Origin of the sequence: Clostridium sp. HMP27 (genome assembly GCF_000765165.1) — a bacterium.
Taxonomy (GTDB): Bacteria; Bacillota; Clostridia; order Clostridiales; family Clostridiaceae; genus Clostridium_AK.
The window spans coordinates 98,563-117,153 of record NZ_JMFY01000019.1; the positions used below are offsets into that span (position 1 = coordinate 98,563).

An 18,591-nucleotide genomic window follows, 5' to 3' on the forward strand; every position below is an offset into this window, starting at 1 on the left:
TAAAAGAAATTTATTCTCAGCTTTTAGAGCAGAGTTGGACATTAAATGATATTGACGAGATGGATATATTTTATTATTTCGATATTTTAATTTACAGAGCTAATAAGGAATACAGACAGAACTTGAATGCTGTTTTAAATATTTTGTAGAGGTGGTGAGAGAGTGGCAGAAGAACTTGGAAGTTTGGCGGTGAAAATAGGTTTAGATTCTAGTGGTTTTCAAAATGGTATAAGTAGTATTAATAGAAATCTTAGAGTTCTTGATAGTGAGTTTAAAGCTAATACTGCAGCACTTGGAGAAAATGCAAAAGGTCTTGAAGGACTCAAATTAAAATCAGAAAGCCTGTCTAAACAATTAGAGCTTCAGAAACAAAAAGTAAGTACACTTGAGCAAGCCTACAATAAAAGTGCTGAAACTAAAGGTAAAGATAGTGAGGCAACTCAAGCACTTGAAATAAAATTAAATAATGCTAAACAAGCTCTCTCACAAATGGAAAACAATCTTTCAAAGACTAACAAAGAAATAGAGGTTCAGAGTAGTAAATGGACTTCACTAGGTAAAAGCCTTGATACGGTTGGAAGTAAGATGAAAACAATTGGAGAGGGATTAGGTAATGTAGGCTCAAAATTAAGCTTAGCTATAACAGCCCCATTGGTTGCAGCAGGCACTGCAAGTGTGAAATTAGCCTCAGATACAAGTGAAAGCTTAAATAAAGTTGAGGTTGCCTTTGGAAGTGTTAATCAAAAGGTCAAGGATTGGTCAGAAACTACTCTTAAAGGTTATGGAATAGCAAAAGGAACTGCTTTAGATATGGCAGCTCTTTATGGTGATATGGCAACAAGTATGGGGTTAAATCAAGAAGAAGCCGCAAAAATGTCTATGTCACTTGTTGGGTTAGCTGGTGACTTATCAAGTTTTAAAAACATTGATATAAAACAAGCTGAAGAAGCCTTAAATGGGATATTCACTGGTGAAACAGAAAGTTTAAAAATGCTAGGTGTAGTAATGACAGATACTAACTTGCAGCAGTATGCCTATTCAAAAGGAATACAAAAGAAAACTCAAGATATGACTGAAGCAGAAAAGGTCCAGCTTAGATACAACTATGTTCTGGAAAAAACCAAAAATGCTCATGGAGATTTTGAACGTACAGGTGCAGGTACAGCTAATCAGATGAGGGTGTTTCAGGAAAGCTTAAAAGAACTTGGTGCTACAATGGGACAAAATATATTACCTATAATAACCCCTATAATTACTAAATTAAATGAATGGATTCAAGCTTTTGCAAAGTTAGATCAAAGTACACAAAAGACGATACTTGTTGTAGGTGCTATAATTGCAGCGGTTGGGCCTGTTTTAGTTGGATTGGCTAGTGTAGTAAATGCTGTTGGCAATTTATCTAGTGCCTTTAGTAAGGTGTCAACTGCTATTGGTAAATTAGGTGGTATGTCTAAAGTTTTAGGAATGGTGTTCAATCCTTGGGTTATTGGGATTGGATTAGCTATAGTTGCTGGAGTGCTAATATATCAGCACTGGGACACTATAAAGGCTAAGGCTTCAGAACTATGGAATTCTATTACAACTGTATTTAATAATATTAAAACATCTATATCTGATGCCTGGGAAAATGTAAAAACTGCAACATTAACTGCTTGGGAAAACTTAAAAAATACTATAAGTAATGGACTTAATAGTATAAAGAGTTTCTTAGAGCCAGCACTGAATTTTTATAAAACAATATTTCAAAATACTTGGGATATTATAAAAAACATTGTTTTAGGTGCTGTACTTATAATTCTTGATATAGTAACAGGAAATTTTACAAAGCTGAAATCAGATATAGAAAACATATGGAATAACATTAAAATAGCTTTAGCAAATATATGGGAAGCTATAAAGAATACTGCTATAAACGCTTGGAGTAAATTAAAAGAAACTGTAATAAATCTTTGCAATAACATAAAAGAAACAGTACTTAACATATGGGATTCTATTTTAACTTGGTTTTCAGAACTTCCAAGAAAGCTTTATAGTTATGGATCAAGTATGTTTATAAGAATGAAGGATGGAGTAAATAGCACTATAGGAAGTGTAAGAAGTTCTATAGAGAGTGGTATAAATAGTGCTTTAAGTTATCTGGCTAGTTTACCATCTAAGGCTTGGAGTTATGGAGCAGACTTTGTTAATGGAATTGTAAATGGAATTAGAGCTTCCATAGGAAAAGTTGAAGATGCAGTAAGTGGATTAGCAGCTAAAATAAGAAGTTACCTTCATTTTTCAGTACCAGATGAAGGCCCACTTACCGATTATGAAACTTGGATGCCAGATTTTATGTCAGGTTTAGCAGAGGGCATAAATAAAAGTAAGTATGTTGTATCAGAGGCTATAAAAGGATTGTCCTTAGATATGAAAATTAATACTAAGATAGGAGAAATGGCACTACCAGTTACTGATACATTAAGACAAGATAAGAACTTAGACAATAAAAACAGTTTTACTCTGCATATAGAGAATTTCATAAATAACACAGATAAAGATATAGAGCAGATTGCATATGAGCTAGAATTTTATAGACAGAGAATAGCTATGGGAAAGGGAGGAGTTTAAGATGCTTAGTTTTAATTTTGGTTGTAAGAATAGTTATGATGACTTTGGGATTTTAATATCTGAAAGACCAACTCTTCCTTCTCCTAAACGCAGAATAAACACAATAAATATTCCAGGAAGAGATTCGAATTTAAGGTTTGATGAAAAAACTTATGAGGATATAACAATAACTGTTGAATGCTCAGTAAAGGACAATTCAAGTCTTGCATATAAAATTGATGATATAAAGGCGTGGCTCTTTACAGCAGGTGAAAGTGATCTGATATTTAGTTTTCAAGATGATAAAAAATATATTGCTCAAGTCGTAAATGCCATAGACTTTAAACAAACTTATAAAATTTTTAGTGAATTTCCAATAATATTTAACTGCAGACCTTTTAAGTATGCAGTAGAAAATAATATAGTAACAATAAATACTTCTGGTACAGTTACAACTAATCCAGGAACTATTGATAGTGAGCCTATTATAAGCATTTATGGTGCTGGTGATATAGTTTTTAAAATAAATGGACAGCAGATAAGTCTTAAAGGTATATCTGAAAAAATTATAATTAATTCAGTTATACAGGATTGCTATGATGATGCAGGAAACAATTTAAATGGAAAAATGACAGGTGAGTTCTTAAAACTTAAACCAGGTGAAAATATTATAGAATGGAGTGGCAATGTTACTAAAGTGGAGCTTTTACCAAACTGGCGGTGGTTATAATGATATGTATTTATGATAAGAAAACTACTAAAGGGAATTTTGAAAGTAATGGTCTTGGAGTGTTAAGTGAAGCTTTAAGTTGCATTATTAATGAAGAGTTAAATGGAGATTATTCATTAGAGCTAGAGTATCCTGCTAATTCTAAGAAATCAAAGTACCTTGAAGAGTGGAATATTGTCAAAGCTGATGGTCAGCTATTTAGAATATATAAAGTAGAGAAAAATAGTGATGGGAGAAATATTACTAAGGTATGGGCAAAACACATCTTCTATGATCTTTCCTATTACTTTATAGAAAATATGAAAGCTGAAAATTGTAGTGTAAAAACAGCTATAGAGAAATCTTTAATAGGTGAGTTAGTTGCTATATACACAGCAGATAGTGATATTATAATCGCAAATTCAATCAGTTTGGTAGAGAAAAACCCTGTAGAAGCTATATTTACTATATTAGATATATGGGGTTGTGGTGAACTAAAGAGGGATAACTTTAATATTAAGATACTTAATTCTATAGGTAAAGATGCAGGAGTTTTAATTGCTCAGGGTAAAAATATAGTTGGTTTAAAGTTTAATGTAGATACCACTAGTGTTGTAACAAAGCTTTATCCTGTAGGAAAGGATGGTATTAAGCTTACTGAAAAATATATTAATGTACCTAATTGGGATAGTGAAAAGTATCCTCCCTTTCCTATTATAAAAAAGGTAGAGTTTAAAGATGCAGAAGATGAAGTTACATTAAGATTACTAGCTCAAGAATCAGCAAATGTAATAGGTTTGAGTAAAGTAAGCATTGATGTGGATTTTATTGAACTTAGTAAAACAAAGGAGTATGAAAACTATAAGCATCTTCAAAAAGTTAACGTAGGAGATTTAGTTATAGTAAGACATAAGGATTTTGAGATAGATGTAAAAGTACCTGTGCTTAAAATAAAGAAGGATGTTTTAACTGGAGTAAATGTAAAAGTTGAACTAGGTCAGCCAAGGGACAGTATATTAAATCAATTGGATATGGGAATTATAAAGACTACCATAGATGAACTAGGAAACAAAGTAGCTGGATCTTTAACTTCTATGCTTTATTATGCAAATCCAGTGGCTTTAACTATAGGCACAACAGCTATTGAACCAATATATTTAGGGGTTACCGCAGTAGCTTCTACTAATCTTTCTATGAGTTTTTCTATGTACTGTACTGCTAGTGCAGCTTGTACTATAACAATTCAAATTCAATTAGATAACAAAGATATTCCTTTTACTCCAAAACACAAATTACAACAAGGAGATAATGTTATAGGTATACCTCTAGGTATTCCACAAGTTTCAAAAGGAGCACACTATATAGCTGTTTTCTTAAAAGTAGACACGGGAACATTAACTATACCAATGTTTAATCTGCAGTGCATGATTGATGGAAGAAATCTTCAAGGTGGACTAAGTGCAGAACCACCACACGCAGAATGTTCTGAGAAACAAAGTTTTGTAAATATAAGTGGATTGTATTTAAGTAAAACAAATGGTAACTATATTAGTTCTGAATTACAAAATCCTTCTACCTCAATATTAAGTGCTCATCAAACAGCAGATATATCAGCAATTACTAGTGGAAAGCAAATGAGTACAAACTATGTAGTTTCAATTAAAAAATATGGTGAAATTTTATATGTTACTTCTCAGTATAAATACAAATATTTAATAGATGAGAATTTATTGATAGTAGACAATGAAGGGCTTTATTTTAAAACGGTTTATGAAGGAACGGCAGTTGATGAAGTTATTGATACAGGAAAAATGTATAGTTTTGAGCTTTTAGATAGCATCAACTTTGCAAGTATTGAAAAACTGGAGGTAAAGTAGAATGGGTGTATATAGTTCTAATATACTTGCACCAAAAGGAAATAGTGGTATGACCTTATTAAGTTCCCATAATGATGACTCTACAGTTAAGTTCCCAGACATAGGTTTTGATTTTTTTTATAATGATGTAAACTGCAGAACTACTATTAATATCAATGGTAATTCGTGGATTGGGTTTACTGGAGCAACAGAGCAGCTTAAAGTAAACAGAAGGGATGCTGGAGCAGATAATATTTATTATGCTGCTGAAACTGTAAATGGTAAGCCTACCTTTAGAATCAGATGGGAGGGACATCAAAGTTACAGTACCTGGGGAACTCTTAACTTAGTATGGGAACTTATATTATTTGATGATAGTGCAATGATACTTATAATTGAGAAGATACCTAACACTGGAACAAATTCTTTTGTAAACCCTGAACTAGGAACTACTACATTAACCCTTGAAAGCAGTAGATCTTATGCTTTCATACCACAGGCAGCTCAAGGAAAATCATATATAATTCAAGAAGGTTCATATATTCAAACAGATATAAAATACCTTATGGTAGATGGGAATGATGTTAAGAACTGGGATTCGGTATCTTTAAGTTATGTTAAAGTTTCAGAATTACCACTGACTGCAGAAAAGTTCCAAACCTATGGTGATGATACATACCATAAAGAAAGAACAGGACTTATATCTACTTCTCCAGTATTAAAAATATGGTCACCTCTAGCTGAGATGATAGCACCACAGATAACTCAAACAATTAAACCAAAACCTACAATTGTAAATATGAAGGAAGATATTTTATTTAGTGAGGCATATATAATAGATATAATCAATGCAGCAGTAACCTTAGATAACGCTGGCAGTGGAGTTATAACCTTTATAGTAAGTACAGATAGTGGAGTTACGTGGAAAGCTTGGAATGGAAGTTCATGGGTATTAGTGGATATAGCAAATATGCAAGATGTAAAAACAAAAGGGATGTCTGTTACAGTTCTTCAAGGAATTACTGAAGCACAGTGGACATCCCTTGGGCTTTTAAATAAAACAATTAGGTTTGCATGGTATATGGAAGTAACTTCAAGTGTAGATGTTTTAAAACTAAAACAAATAAGGGTTAACTATAATACCGTATAGGAGGAGTATGATGGCTTTTAAAGAAAGTGTAGCTTACAGTAAAGATTTAATAAAAGGTACTAACATAGAAGTATTAAAGAAAAAATTAATAATGCCTTTTACTGGTACTGCTACTGTTAAGTTATATGATTCGATTACAGGAAAACAAACCTATGAGGCTAAAAGTGAAAATAGAATATCAGCAGTATTTGGAAATATAGCTTATCTTGATGGCTTTTATTATCCAATGCTGGATAACCTTCAACAAGGATTATTGCAAGATATATATGAAACCTATCCTTTTAGAGTAATGGTTTTAACTACAGGAGATATTCCAGAAGATCCTTATGATTATTGGACTTGGGGAGATATTGTAGGATACGCAGATGGATGGTATACCTATAGCGGTAGTAATATTTTAAAAGGTACTATAAATAAAGGTGAGTGGGCAAGATCAACTGGATTAAAACATCTTGTAATAGATTTTCCTACTCATGCAGCAAACGGAACTTTTAAAAGTATATATTGGACAGGAGGAGATAGCAGTCTTAGTGAAGCTCAAGATCCTGTGATAAATAAAATATATAGAAAAGATTATGTAGCTGTAGGAACATCTTCTGCTGGTATATATTCAAGTTCAAATTTATGTGTAGATGAAACTAATTTATACCATTTAGTAGGGACAGGTCAAACTATTAGAGTTTATGATAAGGTAACTAAGGAAAGAAAGAGCGATATAACTTTAAGTGTAACAACAAAAGCAATAGCTTATGATGGTATAAATTTTTGGTTGCTACTTAGTGATGGATCATTTAAAAAAACAGATAAAAATTTTAGTATCATTGCATCTTATACTAAAAGTGCAGTACTTCCAGGAGATTTGGTTTATAGTGTAGATTATACAGATATAGCTGTAACAGCTAACTATATATTTATAACATATGGTGGATGCACCGATACTTCAGGCTCAAGTTCTAAATATAAGAACTGCATAGCAAAATATAATAAAGATGGAACATTTGTAAGCAAAGCAGATGTTTTTACTGGAACATCTTATGATGGTTATATAACTGAAATACCTAATAATAAACTATGGATAATGATAAATGGAAACAGATGCATTCAAGTAAATGAAGATTTAAGTATTTATGGTAGCACTAATTTAGCTTCGCTCGATTACTACAGCATTTGTTGGGATCAAGCAAGACAAACATTGTATGCTTATATCTCACTCAATTATGGTTCAATTGCAGAATATTATGTAGTTCCTGCTGCAGCTCATACATTGCTCCCAGAGCCTATAACTAAAACTCCAACTAACACTATGAAAATTCAGTATGATTTTACTTGTGAATATGTTAATCCATTGGATATGCCACTGCATTAATATATAAAATAAAAGGGGAGAACAGATAAGATGAAAAATACAATTAGTTTTATTCAAGCAGTATGTGCTGCCATCGGCGGCTATATTGGCTGGTTCTTAGGAGGGGTTGATGGCTTTATGTATGCACTGATTACTTTTGTTGTCATTGACTATGTAACAGGCTTAATGGTAGCGGTGCTAGAAAGAAAGCTATCAAGTGAGGTAGGGTTTAGAGGAATTTTCAAAAAGGTATTGATTTTTGCTTTTGTTGGCATAGGAAATATTATAGATGTTTATCTTCTTAAGAACGGTAGTGCAATTCGTACTGCTGTTATTTTTTTCTATGTTTCTAATGAAGGTATAAGCATTATAGAAAATTCAGCAAAGATAGGATTACCAATACCACAAAAATTAAAGGATATTTTGGAACAGTTAAATAAGGAGGAGAATAGTAATGGCTAGATTATGTTTTGATTATGGACATGGTGGAGAAGACAGCGGTGCTTGTTATAATGGTAGAAAGGAAAGCAATGATGTTCTAAGCATAGGCAGAGCTGTAGCAGCAGAGGTAAGAAGGCATAGTGTTACTGTTGATGAAACAAGAACGACCGATGCTACAGTAAGTCTTAATGATAGAAGTAATTTTGAAAATAGAAATACCTATGATTATTTCATTTCCTTCCATAGAAATGCCTTTCAGCCAGAACAAGCAAAAGGAGTAGAAACCTATACTTATTTAAATTCAGGAACAAAATCTAAAAGTTTGGCTCAAAGGATACAAACATCTCTTGTAGCATTGGGTTTTGTAGATAGATGTGTAAAGGAAGCTAACTATCATGTATTAAGAGAAACCAAGGCTCCAGCAGTATTAATAGAGATAGGCTTTATTGATAACACAGGGGACAACAATTTATTTGAAGCGAAAAGAGATGAAATAATAAAGGCATTGGCAAAAGCTATTCTCGCACAAGTAGGAATTGATTATGTTGAACCGTTAGCACCAACGCAATCAGCGAGTAAACAAACTTTTTATAGAGTTATGGCAGGTTCATACGCAGTAAGAGAAAATGCTGAAAAGCAAGTTCAGAAGCTAAAAGCAGCAGGCTTTGATGCTACAATTATGATATTTAATAAGTAACTGCTACTCCTTGATTACACCACAAAAGTTTAACTAAATATTAATTAAATGACAGCCTGTAGGATTCTCTTCGGAGATTCTTGCAGGCTTTTTCCTTTTTATAAAACATCCGTCCGAATTTATGATTTTTGTCCTTAGGAAGTTAGAGGGATAAATCCTCAAGGATGGGAGGGAAACCTATGCAGGTTACAAAAATCACAGACGAACAGCAGATGCCTATATCTGCAAGGAAGATATATACGCAGGAAGAATTACAACGGGAATACGATTATATTCTTGCTCAGAAGATACTGAAATCTATTCTTGAAAAGGGGCTAATAAGTTTAGATGAATTTAACAAAATCACAGAGAAAAACCGACAAACTTTCTCACCATATTTGGTAGAAATAATGCGCTGAACTCGTTGATTTATATAGGGTTCAGAGGTAATATGTGACCTAACGGAAAGCGAGGTGAGTTGATGAAAAGGATAACAAAAATCGAAGAAAACAAAGTGTTATCAGTCAAGAAAAAAATCCGTGTTGCTGCCTATTGCAGAGTATCTACAGCAAGTGATGAACAACTAATAAGTCTTGATGCACAAAAGGTACATTATGAAAATTACATCAAAGCCAATGATAAATGGGAGTACTCTGGTCTTTATTTTGACGAAGGGGTCACAGGCACTAAAAAAGAAGTCAGGAGTGGATTGCTTTCTCTTATTGCAGACTGTGAAAAAGGTATGATTGATTTGGTGATTACAAAGTCCATCAGCCGATTTTGCAGGAATACAACAGACTGTTTGGAGATAGTAAGAAAACTGCTTGATTTAAATGTATACATTAATTTTGAAAAGGAAAATCTCAACACTGGCTCTATGGAGAGTGAACTGATGCTTTCCATTTTAAGCAGTCTTGCAGAAAGTGAATCGGTGTCCATTTCAGAAAATGAAAAATGGAGCATTAAGAAGCGTTTTCAGGATGGCACCTACATAATTTCTTATCCCCCCTATGGATATGCAAACATTAATGGAGAAATGGTAATTGTGCCAGAGCAGGCAGAAGTGGTAAAACAGATATTTACAGATACTCTTGCAGGAAAGAGTACCCATACCATTGCAAAAGAACTAAATGAACTTGGTGTTAAAAGTAAAAAAGGCAGTAAATGGACTTCTGGAACTGTTAATGCCATTATCCGAAATGAGAAGTATACAGGAGATGTTATTTTTCAGAAAACATACACAGATAGCAGTTTTAACCGTCATACAAACTATGGAGAGCAAGACCAATATTTATGTACATCCCATCACGAGGCGATCATAAGCCACGAAGTTTTTAACAAAGCTAATGAAGTTATGAGCCAGCGTGGTAAGGAAAAAGGCAATGGTGAGAATACCCAGCGTTATCAAAACCGTTATGGTTTTTCAGGGAAAATCAGATGTGGAGAGTGTGGTAGTGTTTTTAAACGAAGAATTCATAATAAACCAAGTGGAAATTATGTGGCTTGGTGTTGCACCTATCACATTGAAGATAAGGATGCCTGCTCCATGAAATATATCACAGACGATAGCATAAAGGTGGATTTTCTTACAATGATGAATAAGCTGATTTTTTCACATCAAGTGGTGCTAAGACCGCTACTTCGCAGCTTGCAAGGGCTAGATGATAAATACCGATTACTGCAGATACAAGAATACGAAACTAAGCTTGAAAAGAATATGGAACAAAGACAGGTGCTTACAAGCCTAATGGCAAGTGGCATTTTAGAACCTGCACTATTTAACAGTGAAAACAACACCTTGATTCAGGAAAAAGAAATGTTAGAGACTGAAAAAAACAAGCTGATGCATTCAGTAAGTGGTGATAGAACAAAATTTGATGCTTTGGAAAAGCTAATAAAATATGTTTCTGGAAGTGAAATGCTGAAGGAGTATGAAGATGAAGTATTTCTTGCCCACGTGGATAAGATTACAGTTGTTTCAAGAGAGGAGATTATATTCCTATTAAAATGTGGATTAGAACTTAGGGAAAGGATGGCATAATAATGGCACACATACCTTATGGATACAAAATTATAGATGGAAAAGCAGTGGTTGATGAAGAACAGGCTGAAAATATAAGAAATTTTTACAAAGGCTATATTTCTGGCTTGGCACTTAAGGTAGCTGCTGAAAATGCAGGATTAAAGTTAGCTCATAGTAGTGCTGGAATGATGCTTAGAAAGAGGTATTACCTTGGGGATGACTTCTATCCTGCCATAATTGATAAAGAAACATTTGATAAAGCTGAAGAAATTAGAATTGCAAGAGCTGGCTCTCTTGGAAGGATTCGAGAGCTTGAAAAGCAGGAAAAACCAAAGCCAATGGTGCGTTTTACCATGCCAAAGGTACAGTTAAAATATACGGATCCATTTGCACAGGCAGAATATGCATATGGATTGATAAAAAGTGAGGTGTCAGAAGATGAATAAAAGCATAACATTTATCCCAGCACGAAAACGTATGGGCAATACTGTAAAGATGGAAGGCAAGCCAAGACTCAGAGTCGCAGCGTACTGCCGTGTAAGTACCGACAGCGATGAGCAAGCTACAAGTTACGAGGCACAGATAGAGCACTACACCAATTTTATACAAAAAAATGAAGAATGGGAGTTTGCTGAGATATTTGCTGATGATGGTATTTCAGGCACTAATACTAAAAAGCGTGAAGAATTTAATCGTATGATTGAGGAGTGTATGGCTGGTAACATCGATATGATTATTACAAAGTCCATCAGTAGATTTGCGAGAAATACCCTTGATTGCCTGAAATACATTAGATTATTAAAGGAAAAGAACATTTCCGTATACTTTGAAAAAGAAAATATCAATAGCTTAGATTCTAAGGGAGAGATTCTACTTACGATTATGGCGAGCCTTGCCCAACAAGAATCGGAATCCTTAAGCAAGAATGTAAAGCTGGGATTGCAGTTCCGTTACCAAAACGGTGAGGTACAGGTGAACCACAATCGTTTTATGGGATATACCAAAGATGATGAAGGTCATCTTATTATTGAACCTACTGAGGCAGAGATTGTAAAACGTATTTATTTGGAGTATTTGCAAGGAGCAAGCCTGAAACAAATCGGAGAAAGTTTGGAATCAGATGGTATCCTAACTGCAGCAGGGAAAGCAAGATGGAGACCAGAAACTATAAAGAAAATCCTAAAAAATGAGAAATACATCGGTGATGCCCTTTTGCAGAAAACATATACGGTGGATGTACTCACAAAAAAGCGAGTTAAAAATAACGGCATCGTTCCACAGTATTATGTAGAAAATAGCCACGAAGCCATCATACCACGAGATCTTTATATGCAGGTGCAGGAAGAAATGTTAAGAAGAACAAATCTCCACAGTGGTGCTAACCGAAAGAAAAGGGTTTATAGTAGCAAGTATGCTCTTTCAAGTATTGTCTATTGCCCAAAGTGTGGTGACATATATCGCAGAATTGCTTGGAATAACAGAGGAAAGCGTTCCTTTGTTTGGCGATGTGTCACCCGAGTGGAACATGGTCCAAGCTACTGTGATGCCCCAACGGTTCAGGAAACGGAACTGCAAGAGGCTGTTGTAAAAGCTATCAATATAGCACTTGGGGGCAAGGATAATATGCTTATAGCCTTGGAGCAGAACATTGCATCGGTACTTGCTTTGGAGGACGAAGGTTCTATGGAAAGCATCAATGCCAAACTGGAAGAATTGCAAAAGGAACTGCTGAAACGAGCCAATTCCAAAAAGGATTATAACGACCTTGCTGATGAGATAGACCGTGTGCGAGAACTAAAGCAGAATGCTATGGCAGAGAATGCGGAACGAGAAGGCTTGAAACAGCGAATTGCCGAGATGCAGGAGTTTCTTGCAGAACAGGTGGAGCAGATAGAGGAATATGATGAATCTCTTGTGAGACGAATGGTTGAAAAGGTAACGGTTTATGAGAAAAAGTTTTCGGTGGAATTCAAGTCAGGCACGAGCGTGGATGTGGAGAGATAAAAGAATAGGTTACAGAAGGTAGCACCTTGCAGAAATGCAGGGTGTTTTTTGTTTGATAAATATTATTAAAATAATTTCAAAATAGTTTCAAAATAATTTTAATATAATGAAGATATATTGACAAATATACAGCGTATATTTACAATATAGATAAAATACTTTTGAGGGAGGACTTTATAATGCCAGAATCTAAACATGACAAGTTTCTTAGAATTGCAGAGGCCCGTACAAATAAAATAATTGATATGATTAGATTACTAAGCAATTGTTCAAATAAGGCAACCTATGAATATGACGAAATAGATGTCAAAAAAATATTCTCTGCCCTTGAGCAAGAACTAAAAAGTTGCAAAAGTAAGTTTCAAGGTTCAGGAGAAAAAGATGATAAATTTACATTGAGGTGATCAGAATGGATATTGCATGGAATTTCCCTAATAATGGGTGTGGTCAAACGAGAGGTATTTCAGATGCTGGTATTGAAACATTTACTGGTACAGAAATTCAATCTTTAGCAAGAGAAATATGTCAAAATTCTTTAGATGCTACCCCAGACGGTTCTTCATCGGAGGTCGTTGTAGAATTTGAACGTTATAGAATTCAATCAAATGATATACCTGGCTACGAAATATATAAAAATAAACTACATAAAGCATACAACTATTACTCGAATCGGAAAAGTGAAAAAACAATTGCGTATCTAAAAAAGGCAATAAAGGCAATAGAAAATCAAAACACTTTTGTACTTAGAATAAGTGATTATAATACCACAGGATTAATTGATCCTTATGGAGATAGTGATGACGGTTGGAATGCATTAACAAAAATTGATGGTGGCGCAACTAAAACTGGTGATAAAGCTGGCGCTTTTGGAATAGGGAAAAATGCGCCCTTTTGTAATTCAGATTATAGATTGGTTTTTTATAGAACGCTGAATGCTGAAAATGAAATAGCAGCCCAAGGTGTTTCAAGATTTATTTCATTCCCTGAAGATGAGACGGATACACTTCGTACCATGACCACAGGATTTGGTTATTATGGTGATACCCATGGTAATTTACCTGTAGAAACAATTGTAGAACTAGATAATCTGCAAAATAGAACTGTAGTGGGTACAGATGTTTTTGTCTATGGCTTTAATGCAGCAACAACATGGGAAGATGATGTAATTTGCGAAGTACTAGAAAATTTCCTTATGGCAATTTATAAAAATAAACTCGTGGTATCTGTAAACTCTAGGAAGATTAATGCTACTAACTTGCCTGCATTTATAGAACGTTATAAAACCAAAGTAAGACAAGCTTATTGTTATTACAAAGTTTTATCTAACCCTGAAACCAAAGTGTTCACAAAAGACTTTCATGGGTTAGGCACATTAAAACTTAGTGTTCTCGTTGATGCAGAAGAAAAGCTAAATAGAAAAGTACTTGTTACTCGAACTTCTGGAATGAAATTGTTAACGATAGGAAATATATCTCGTTTAATTTCTTTTTCCGGTCTTTTGGAAATGCAAGGAAAAGAGTTAAATGAGTATTTCAGAGAAATGGAAACTCCTTCACATGATAAATGGGTTCCAGGTAGGTATACAAAAAATCCAGCCCAAGCTAAAGAATATCATGATGAGTTGAAACAATGGGTTAGAGATATGATTCTAGGTTTAGGTGAATATTCTAGTGATGAAGAAATAGAAGTAGAAGGACTTAGTAGCGTTCTTCAAAAAGAATCTTCATCAGCAACCCAGCATGGTGACAATAAAAAAGAAGATTTACATAACACTATTGGCGATATCCTAATTCAACCAAGAGCAACATCTCAAAGCAAGCCAAAAGGTCTGTTTCATGGTAACGAAGGTGAAGGGCAATCAAAGAGTAGAGATACGCAGGGAAATGTTGGACAAGGTGGCTTTCCAACAACAAGAACTTTAGGTGGCAAACGTCAAAGAACAAAAAAAGATACACATAGAGGAACTACCTCTCAAGGTGGTCGAGATACTGTTCATGAGAAATATAGTGGTGATACCCATCAGGCATTAAAAAATATTCGTATTATTAAGATTGCAAATAATAAGTTCAGAGCCTCTTTTGAAGTGCCAAGAAATGTACAAGCTGGTCACATAGAAATAGTTACTGTAGGTGAAAATGGTAAATCCAATAAACTTCAAGTCAAATCAGCTACTGGTATTTCTGCCTGTGAAAATATAAAATGCAGTTCCGTTGGAATAAGTTTTTTAAATTTAAAAGGTAATGAAAAAGTAATGATTGAATTTTCTTTAGTGGACTCAAGAGATTATGCTATGGAGGTAAATGTATATGAACATAACTAAACGATTATATGCTTACCCAGTATTGAGTGAAGAAAAAGATGATTACAATTCATCTGTTTTTGATGTGGATCTTCAATATAGGATGAACGGTGTTAACAATTTGCAACTTGAATTTAACTTCACTCTAGATAATGAAGAACTTCGAAATCTAATTATTGGTGGGAAGGCAGAATATGTAATCCATATTGAGTGTTCCAACACAGCATTTAGAACAACGCTCCATTCGATAACTGAACAATCAGGTATAGATATTCCTGTTGGAAGAATATATGGTAAATTAGAAATTATTGCATTGATTGTTTCTAAAGAAAGCATTAACAATTTCATAAATTCCGATTGGAATGATGATTATACTGGTGTTTCATTTGATTTCTCAAAAGGAAATATACTTGGATATAAGAATTTGCCGGCATTAGATATTGTTAAAAATTATGAGGAATTAACAAGTGCAAGTTCAATTTTTATGGTTTATAAGCGATTAACTACTGAGGAAAAGCCTATGGACGTTAATATCGATTCAGCACAAATTAAAATAGGTTTAGGTACACAAGAATATGGTATATACTCACGCTTTTGTAAGAAAGTTCAGTTTCAACCAATATTGAACTCTATGCTAATTTTCCCTGCCCTAGTATATGTATTTGAAGAACTAAAGCAGGAAACAGGTATAGAAACAAATCAAGGAAAAGCATGGTATATTTCTTTAAGTAAAGCCTATGAAAAAAGAGGCGTGAATTTTATTGATGAGATAAGAGATGAATTGAAAACATCAGTTCAGTTAGCTCAAGAGGCAATGGAATTACCATTAAGCAAAGCATTATCTATGTTTACTGAATTATTCGAAAACATGGAAGACGAGGAGGATATCTAAAATGAAACTATATTTCATGAAAAAAGAGGCACTAGATATTCTTAAAGATAATATTGACTTGGTATATAATAAATATTTTACCGAGAAGGATAATAAGTGGATTTGGACAATATGTGGTGGTGACCCATTTATAGAATATAAGGAAGTGCCGGATTTTCAACTTTCTAATCTTGATTCTGATATGTCAATCGGTGACATTGAATTCAATAACTGCAAAATTCTATATAAAAATCTTTCATTTTTGAATGAATCACAAGCAAGTGACGAGAGATTGTGGGCAGGTTTATGTCATTCTGTATTTTATAATTATGTTAGGAAGAGATGGGATTATCATAGCAAACAACCTAAAACTCAAAAAGAAGCTGTTTCTAATATAAAATCACGTTTTTTCTTTTCAGGAGGAACACGTGCTGGTCTTTATAGAAATACACTGGCTAAGTGTTGGTGGGTTGGAAGAAATACCTTTGATGGAACTAAGGCCAATCCTTTTGAGAAACTTGATATAATCGGAAGTAATGATATTAGTAGTAAAATATCTGATATTTTTTATAGTAATAATTTCTCATCAAATCCTACGATTCTAGGTGGAATCGTTAATGGAATTAAGTATTTTAAGGATGAGGGAGTTCAAATTACACTAAGAGAACACATTAGACCTTCTTTACAATTATTAAATGCTGTAGGCGGCGGTTTAATACTTGACTGCTTAAGCGAAGATGATATTGCAGAAATAATGATTGAAAATATTTATGCTATTATCCAAGGTGATGAACAAGGTATTGAGCCGGATGAAACATCCGATGGAATTGAAGAAATCACCAATGAAGATGATGGGGAAACAGAAGATAAAGAAGATGATGTTTATGTTGCTATTGGTCAAAAAGTATTGGTAAAAGTAATCGAAACGGAAGAAATAAAAACAATTGCTGTAGATTATATTCGTGATACTGCTACAATTCCACCTCTAGCAAAAATGCTATTAGGCAGACGGACTGGTGATTCAGTTGAGTTCCAAGATAAAACATATCAAATTGAGAGAGTGTGAGATGATGAAAGTCCAAAGTTGTGACGGCGGGAGGGACTTGTTCCATATACAAAAGCAGACCTATTTCCTATGATTTATAGGTCGAGTAGATGGTAGATGACGATCTTTGCTATTATAAGGTAGAAAGCCAATGTGGATTCACTTCTATAAACAGACAAACGGTATATTTTAATTTTCGGATGAATATTTCAGAAAGTTGATATGTTCTCGTGAACGAAAGAAATTAGTTTATATGTTCCCAAAAACAGCGAAGAAGATGTTCCGCTGCCAGTTGATAAGACAAAGCACATTATCCGTAAATGCACGGATGAAGATTTTGATTTGCCGGGAGAATAACGTCATATAAGAACAAGATATATTAACAATAGGAGGCTAAAGACTATGGAATATACCAATGTAGAAAAACAATTCCTATCACTTATGGAGAGAACTGATTTCAAAAATTTATCAAAAAATGATGTACTGAGTTATGCTTCAAAACTGAGTGAGTTGCGTCCGGAAGTGGCACAGCAGGTTCTTGCACAGTTTCCTGAACTTGTAAAGCTGATTCAGTCTTCAATGGTTGAGTACAAAGAAATTCTTGAAAAGATTATTGTAAGTGATGATGACAGTACAAATCAAGTGTATGGTATCTTAAATAAAGAACTTGAAGGCTCACATGAAAGCAGAAAAGAGTATATTGTATTTGCTGATAAAGTACGTTCTGATTTAAGTAAGTGCCTTGATAATCCTAATTTGACACAGGAACAGCAAAAAGAAATCATTGATCGTGAGATGGAAATTTTCCATCTGGTGGATAAAAAAGATACAGAGATACGAGAACAGGAAATGGAAACTGCTCGTATGGCTGATAAAAAAGACTCAGAAAAGAAAGAATTTAATTTGAAGACACTTCGTGTAGCAAGTTTTGTTGTACTCACAGTTGTTGGAATAGGTGCAGCCGCATTAGGTGGTAAATTTGATATTAAGCTGCCGAAGAAATTGTAATGATGTATTATTAGGTCCACTAATAAGTAAAGGCGGTGTGATTATGATTGAAATTTCTAAAATAGTAATCAAGGGTGCGTCAGGATATTGCTGTTCGGACGAGGCTTACTCTGACAAGGTTACAGTGACAGAGGAGAGCATAGCATACGAATATCATCCTATGTTTGAAACAGAAATAAATCCTTCAAGGAAGTGGTCTTACAAGACTAACAGTCCGGTATTTAAAAAACTATATGATGATTTGGTTGGGGTTATGCCTGTAATTGTAAATCATGACACAGATATGTTCTGCACAGATATAGGTGGGATAGAATTCATTATTACATATTCTGATAAAACTAAATTCAAGAAGACATTCTTTCTGCCAGGGGATGAATTTAAGGATTGTTTTCAAATCATAAAACGCATGGTTCCTGAATGTGAGTATGTTCCGGCAGTGTTGATAACAGAAGATAATTTTGAGGATTAGAGAATGGATATATTCACGACAACTGTTAGGGTAAAAAGTCGGTGGATATGTTTCCACAAACGAGAGGTCGGATATGACGTACTTGCTGTCCTCTCGAGCCAACAGGAAA

General features: G+C 34.1%; 17 protein-coding genes. All 17 read left to right on the plus strand.

The genetic code is table 11. The features are described 5' to 3' along the window. Positions 1-162 precede the first annotated feature (162 nt). Positions 163-2,607, plus strand: a complete 2,445-nt coding sequence (locus DP68_RS11360; protein WP_035309571.1) for a phage-like protein — start codon at positions 163-165, stop codon at positions 2,605-2,607. A gap of 1 nt (position 2,608) precedes the next feature. After that, positions 2,609-3,316 (plus strand): distal tail protein Dit, encoded by a 708-nt coding sequence (locus DP68_RS11365; protein WP_035309574.1) that lies wholly within the window; start codon positions 2,609-2,611, stop codon positions 3,314-3,316. Further along, positions 3,316-5,172 carry a phage tail spike protein gene (locus DP68_RS11370; protein ID WP_035309576.1) on the plus strand — a complete coding sequence of 619 codons (1,857 nt, stop codon included), beginning with the start codon at positions 3,316-3,318 and terminating at the stop codon, positions 5,170-5,172. Before DP68_RS11365 ends, DP68_RS11370 begins: the two co-directional genes overlap by 1 nt. 1 nt (position 5,173) lies before the next feature. Then, positions 5,174-6,301, plus strand: a complete 1,128-nt coding sequence (locus DP68_RS11375; protein ID WP_035309578.1) for a hypothetical protein — start codon at positions 5,174-5,176, stop codon at positions 6,299-6,301. Between the two features lie 10 nt (positions 6,302-6,311). Continuing rightward, positions 6,312-7,667, plus strand: a complete 1,356-nt coding sequence (locus DP68_RS11380) for a hypothetical protein (RefSeq protein WP_035309579.1) — start codon at positions 6,312-6,314, stop codon at positions 7,665-7,667. Positions 7,668-7,697: 30 nt separating this feature from the next. Then, complete coding sequence (locus DP68_RS11385; protein ID WP_035309581.1) at positions 7,698-8,108, plus strand: phage holin family protein; 411 nt, start codon at positions 7,698-7,700, stop codon at positions 8,106-8,108. Next, entirely contained in the window at positions 8,101-8,784 is a 684-nt protein-coding gene (locus DP68_RS11390; RefSeq protein WP_035309583.1) for an N-acetylmuramoyl-L-alanine amidase, read from the plus strand. The genes DP68_RS11385 and DP68_RS11390 overlap by 8 nt, the downstream gene beginning before the upstream one ends. A gap of 179 nt (positions 8,785-8,963) precedes the next feature. Continuing rightward, a complete protein-coding gene (locus DP68_RS11395; RefSeq protein ID WP_035309585.1) occupies positions 8,964-9,182 on the plus strand; it encodes an SHOCT domain-containing protein in 219 nt (72 codons plus the stop codon). A 62-nt stretch (positions 9,183-9,244) separates the two neighbouring features. Beyond that, positions 9,245-10,804 carry a recombinase family protein gene (locus DP68_RS11400; protein ID WP_035309587.1) on the plus strand — a complete coding sequence of 520 codons (1,560 nt, stop codon included), beginning with the start codon at positions 9,245-9,247 and terminating at the stop codon, positions 10,802-10,804. Positions 10,805-10,806: 2 nt separating this feature from the next. Then, positions 10,807-11,232, plus strand: coding sequence for a recombinase (locus tag DP68_RS11405; RefSeq protein ID WP_035309588.1), 426 nt, complete (start codon positions 10,807-10,809; stop codon positions 11,230-11,232). After that, the gene (locus tag DP68_RS11410) at positions 11,225-12,790 is read left to right on the plus strand and encodes a recombinase family protein (protein WP_035309591.1); all 1,566 of its coding nucleotides are present in this window, start codon (positions 11,225-11,227) and stop codon (positions 12,788-12,790) included. Before DP68_RS11405 ends, DP68_RS11410 begins: the two co-directional genes overlap by 8 nt. 179 nt (positions 12,791-12,969) lie before the next feature. Next, the gene (locus DP68_RS11415; protein ID WP_035309593.1) at positions 12,970-13,194 is read left to right on the plus strand and encodes a hypothetical protein; all 225 of its coding nucleotides are present in this window, start codon (positions 12,970-12,972) and stop codon (positions 13,192-13,194) included. A 5-nt stretch (positions 13,195-13,199) separates the two neighbouring features. Next, positions 13,200-15,110, plus strand: coding sequence for a hypothetical protein (locus tag DP68_RS11420; RefSeq protein ID WP_035309595.1), 1,911 nt, complete (start codon positions 13,200-13,202; stop codon positions 15,108-15,110). Beyond that, positions 15,091-15,981, plus strand: coding sequence for a hypothetical protein (locus DP68_RS11425; protein WP_291548768.1), 891 nt, complete (start codon positions 15,091-15,093; stop codon positions 15,979-15,981). The genes DP68_RS11420 and DP68_RS11425 overlap by 20 nt, the downstream gene beginning before the upstream one ends. Before the next feature lies 1 nt (position 15,982). Continuing rightward, the gene (locus tag DP68_RS18960) at positions 15,983-17,026 is read left to right on the plus strand and encodes a DUF6339 family protein (RefSeq protein WP_052085767.1); all 1,044 of its coding nucleotides are present in this window, start codon (positions 15,983-15,985) and stop codon (positions 17,024-17,026) included. Between the two features lie 381 nt (positions 17,027-17,407). Next, a complete protein-coding gene (locus tag DP68_RS11435; RefSeq protein WP_035309598.1) occupies positions 17,408-18,013 on the plus strand; it encodes a hypothetical protein in 606 nt (201 codons plus the stop codon). Further along, positions 17,985-18,482, plus strand: coding sequence for a hypothetical protein (locus tag DP68_RS11440; RefSeq protein WP_035309600.1), 498 nt, complete (start codon positions 17,985-17,987; stop codon positions 18,480-18,482). The genes DP68_RS11435 and DP68_RS11440 overlap by 29 nt, the downstream gene beginning before the upstream one ends. Positions 18,483-18,591: the final 109 nt, after the last annotated feature.

Excerpts from the sequence above, each read along its gene's own strand:
- DP68_RS11365 (WP_035309574.1), top strand. The coding sequence starts at position 2,609 with ATGCTTAGTTTTAATTTTGGTTGTAAGAATAGTTATGATGACTTTGGG.
- DP68_RS11370 (WP_035309576.1), top strand. The coding sequence starts at position 3,316 with ATGATATGTATTTATGATAAGAAAACTACTAAAGGGAATTTTGAAAGT.
- DP68_RS11375 (WP_035309578.1), top strand. The coding sequence starts at position 5,174 with ATGGGTGTATATAGTTCTAATATACTTGCACCAAAAGGAAATAGTGGT.
- DP68_RS11380 (WP_035309579.1), top strand. The coding sequence starts at position 6,312 with ATGGCTTTTAAAGAAAGTGTAGCTTACAGTAAAGATTTAATAAAAGGT.
- DP68_RS11385 (WP_035309581.1), top strand. The coding sequence starts at position 7,698 with ATGAAAAATACAATTAGTTTTATTCAAGCAGTATGTGCTGCCATCGGC.
- DP68_RS11390 (WP_035309583.1), top strand. The coding sequence starts at position 8,101 with ATGGCTAGATTATGTTTTGATTATGGACATGGTGGAGAAGACAGCGGT.
- DP68_RS11395 (WP_035309585.1), top strand. The coding sequence starts at position 8,964 with ATGCAGGTTACAAAAATCACAGACGAACAGCAGATGCCTATATCTGCA.
- DP68_RS11400 (WP_035309587.1), top strand. The coding sequence starts at position 9,245 with ATGAAAAGGATAACAAAAATCGAAGAAAACAAAGTGTTATCAGTCAAG.
- DP68_RS11405 (WP_035309588.1), top strand. The coding sequence starts at position 10,807 with ATGGCACACATACCTTATGGATACAAAATTATAGATGGAAAAGCAGTG.
- DP68_RS11410 (WP_035309591.1), top strand. The coding sequence starts at position 11,225 with ATGAATAAAAGCATAACATTTATCCCAGCACGAAAACGTATGGGCAAT.
- DP68_RS11415 (WP_035309593.1), top strand. The coding sequence starts at position 12,970 with ATGCCAGAATCTAAACATGACAAGTTTCTTAGAATTGCAGAGGCCCGT.
- DP68_RS11420 (WP_035309595.1), top strand. The coding sequence starts at position 13,200 with ATGGATATTGCATGGAATTTCCCTAATAATGGGTGTGGTCAAACGAGA.
- DP68_RS11425 (WP_291548768.1), top strand. The coding sequence starts at position 15,091 with ATGTATATGAACATAACTAAACGATTATATGCTTACCCAGTATTGAGT.
- DP68_RS18960 (WP_052085767.1), top strand. The coding sequence starts at position 15,983 with ATGAAACTATATTTCATGAAAAAAGAGGCACTAGATATTCTTAAAGAT.
- DP68_RS11435 (WP_035309598.1), top strand. The coding sequence starts at position 17,408 with ATGGAATATACCAATGTAGAAAAACAATTCCTATCACTTATGGAGAGA.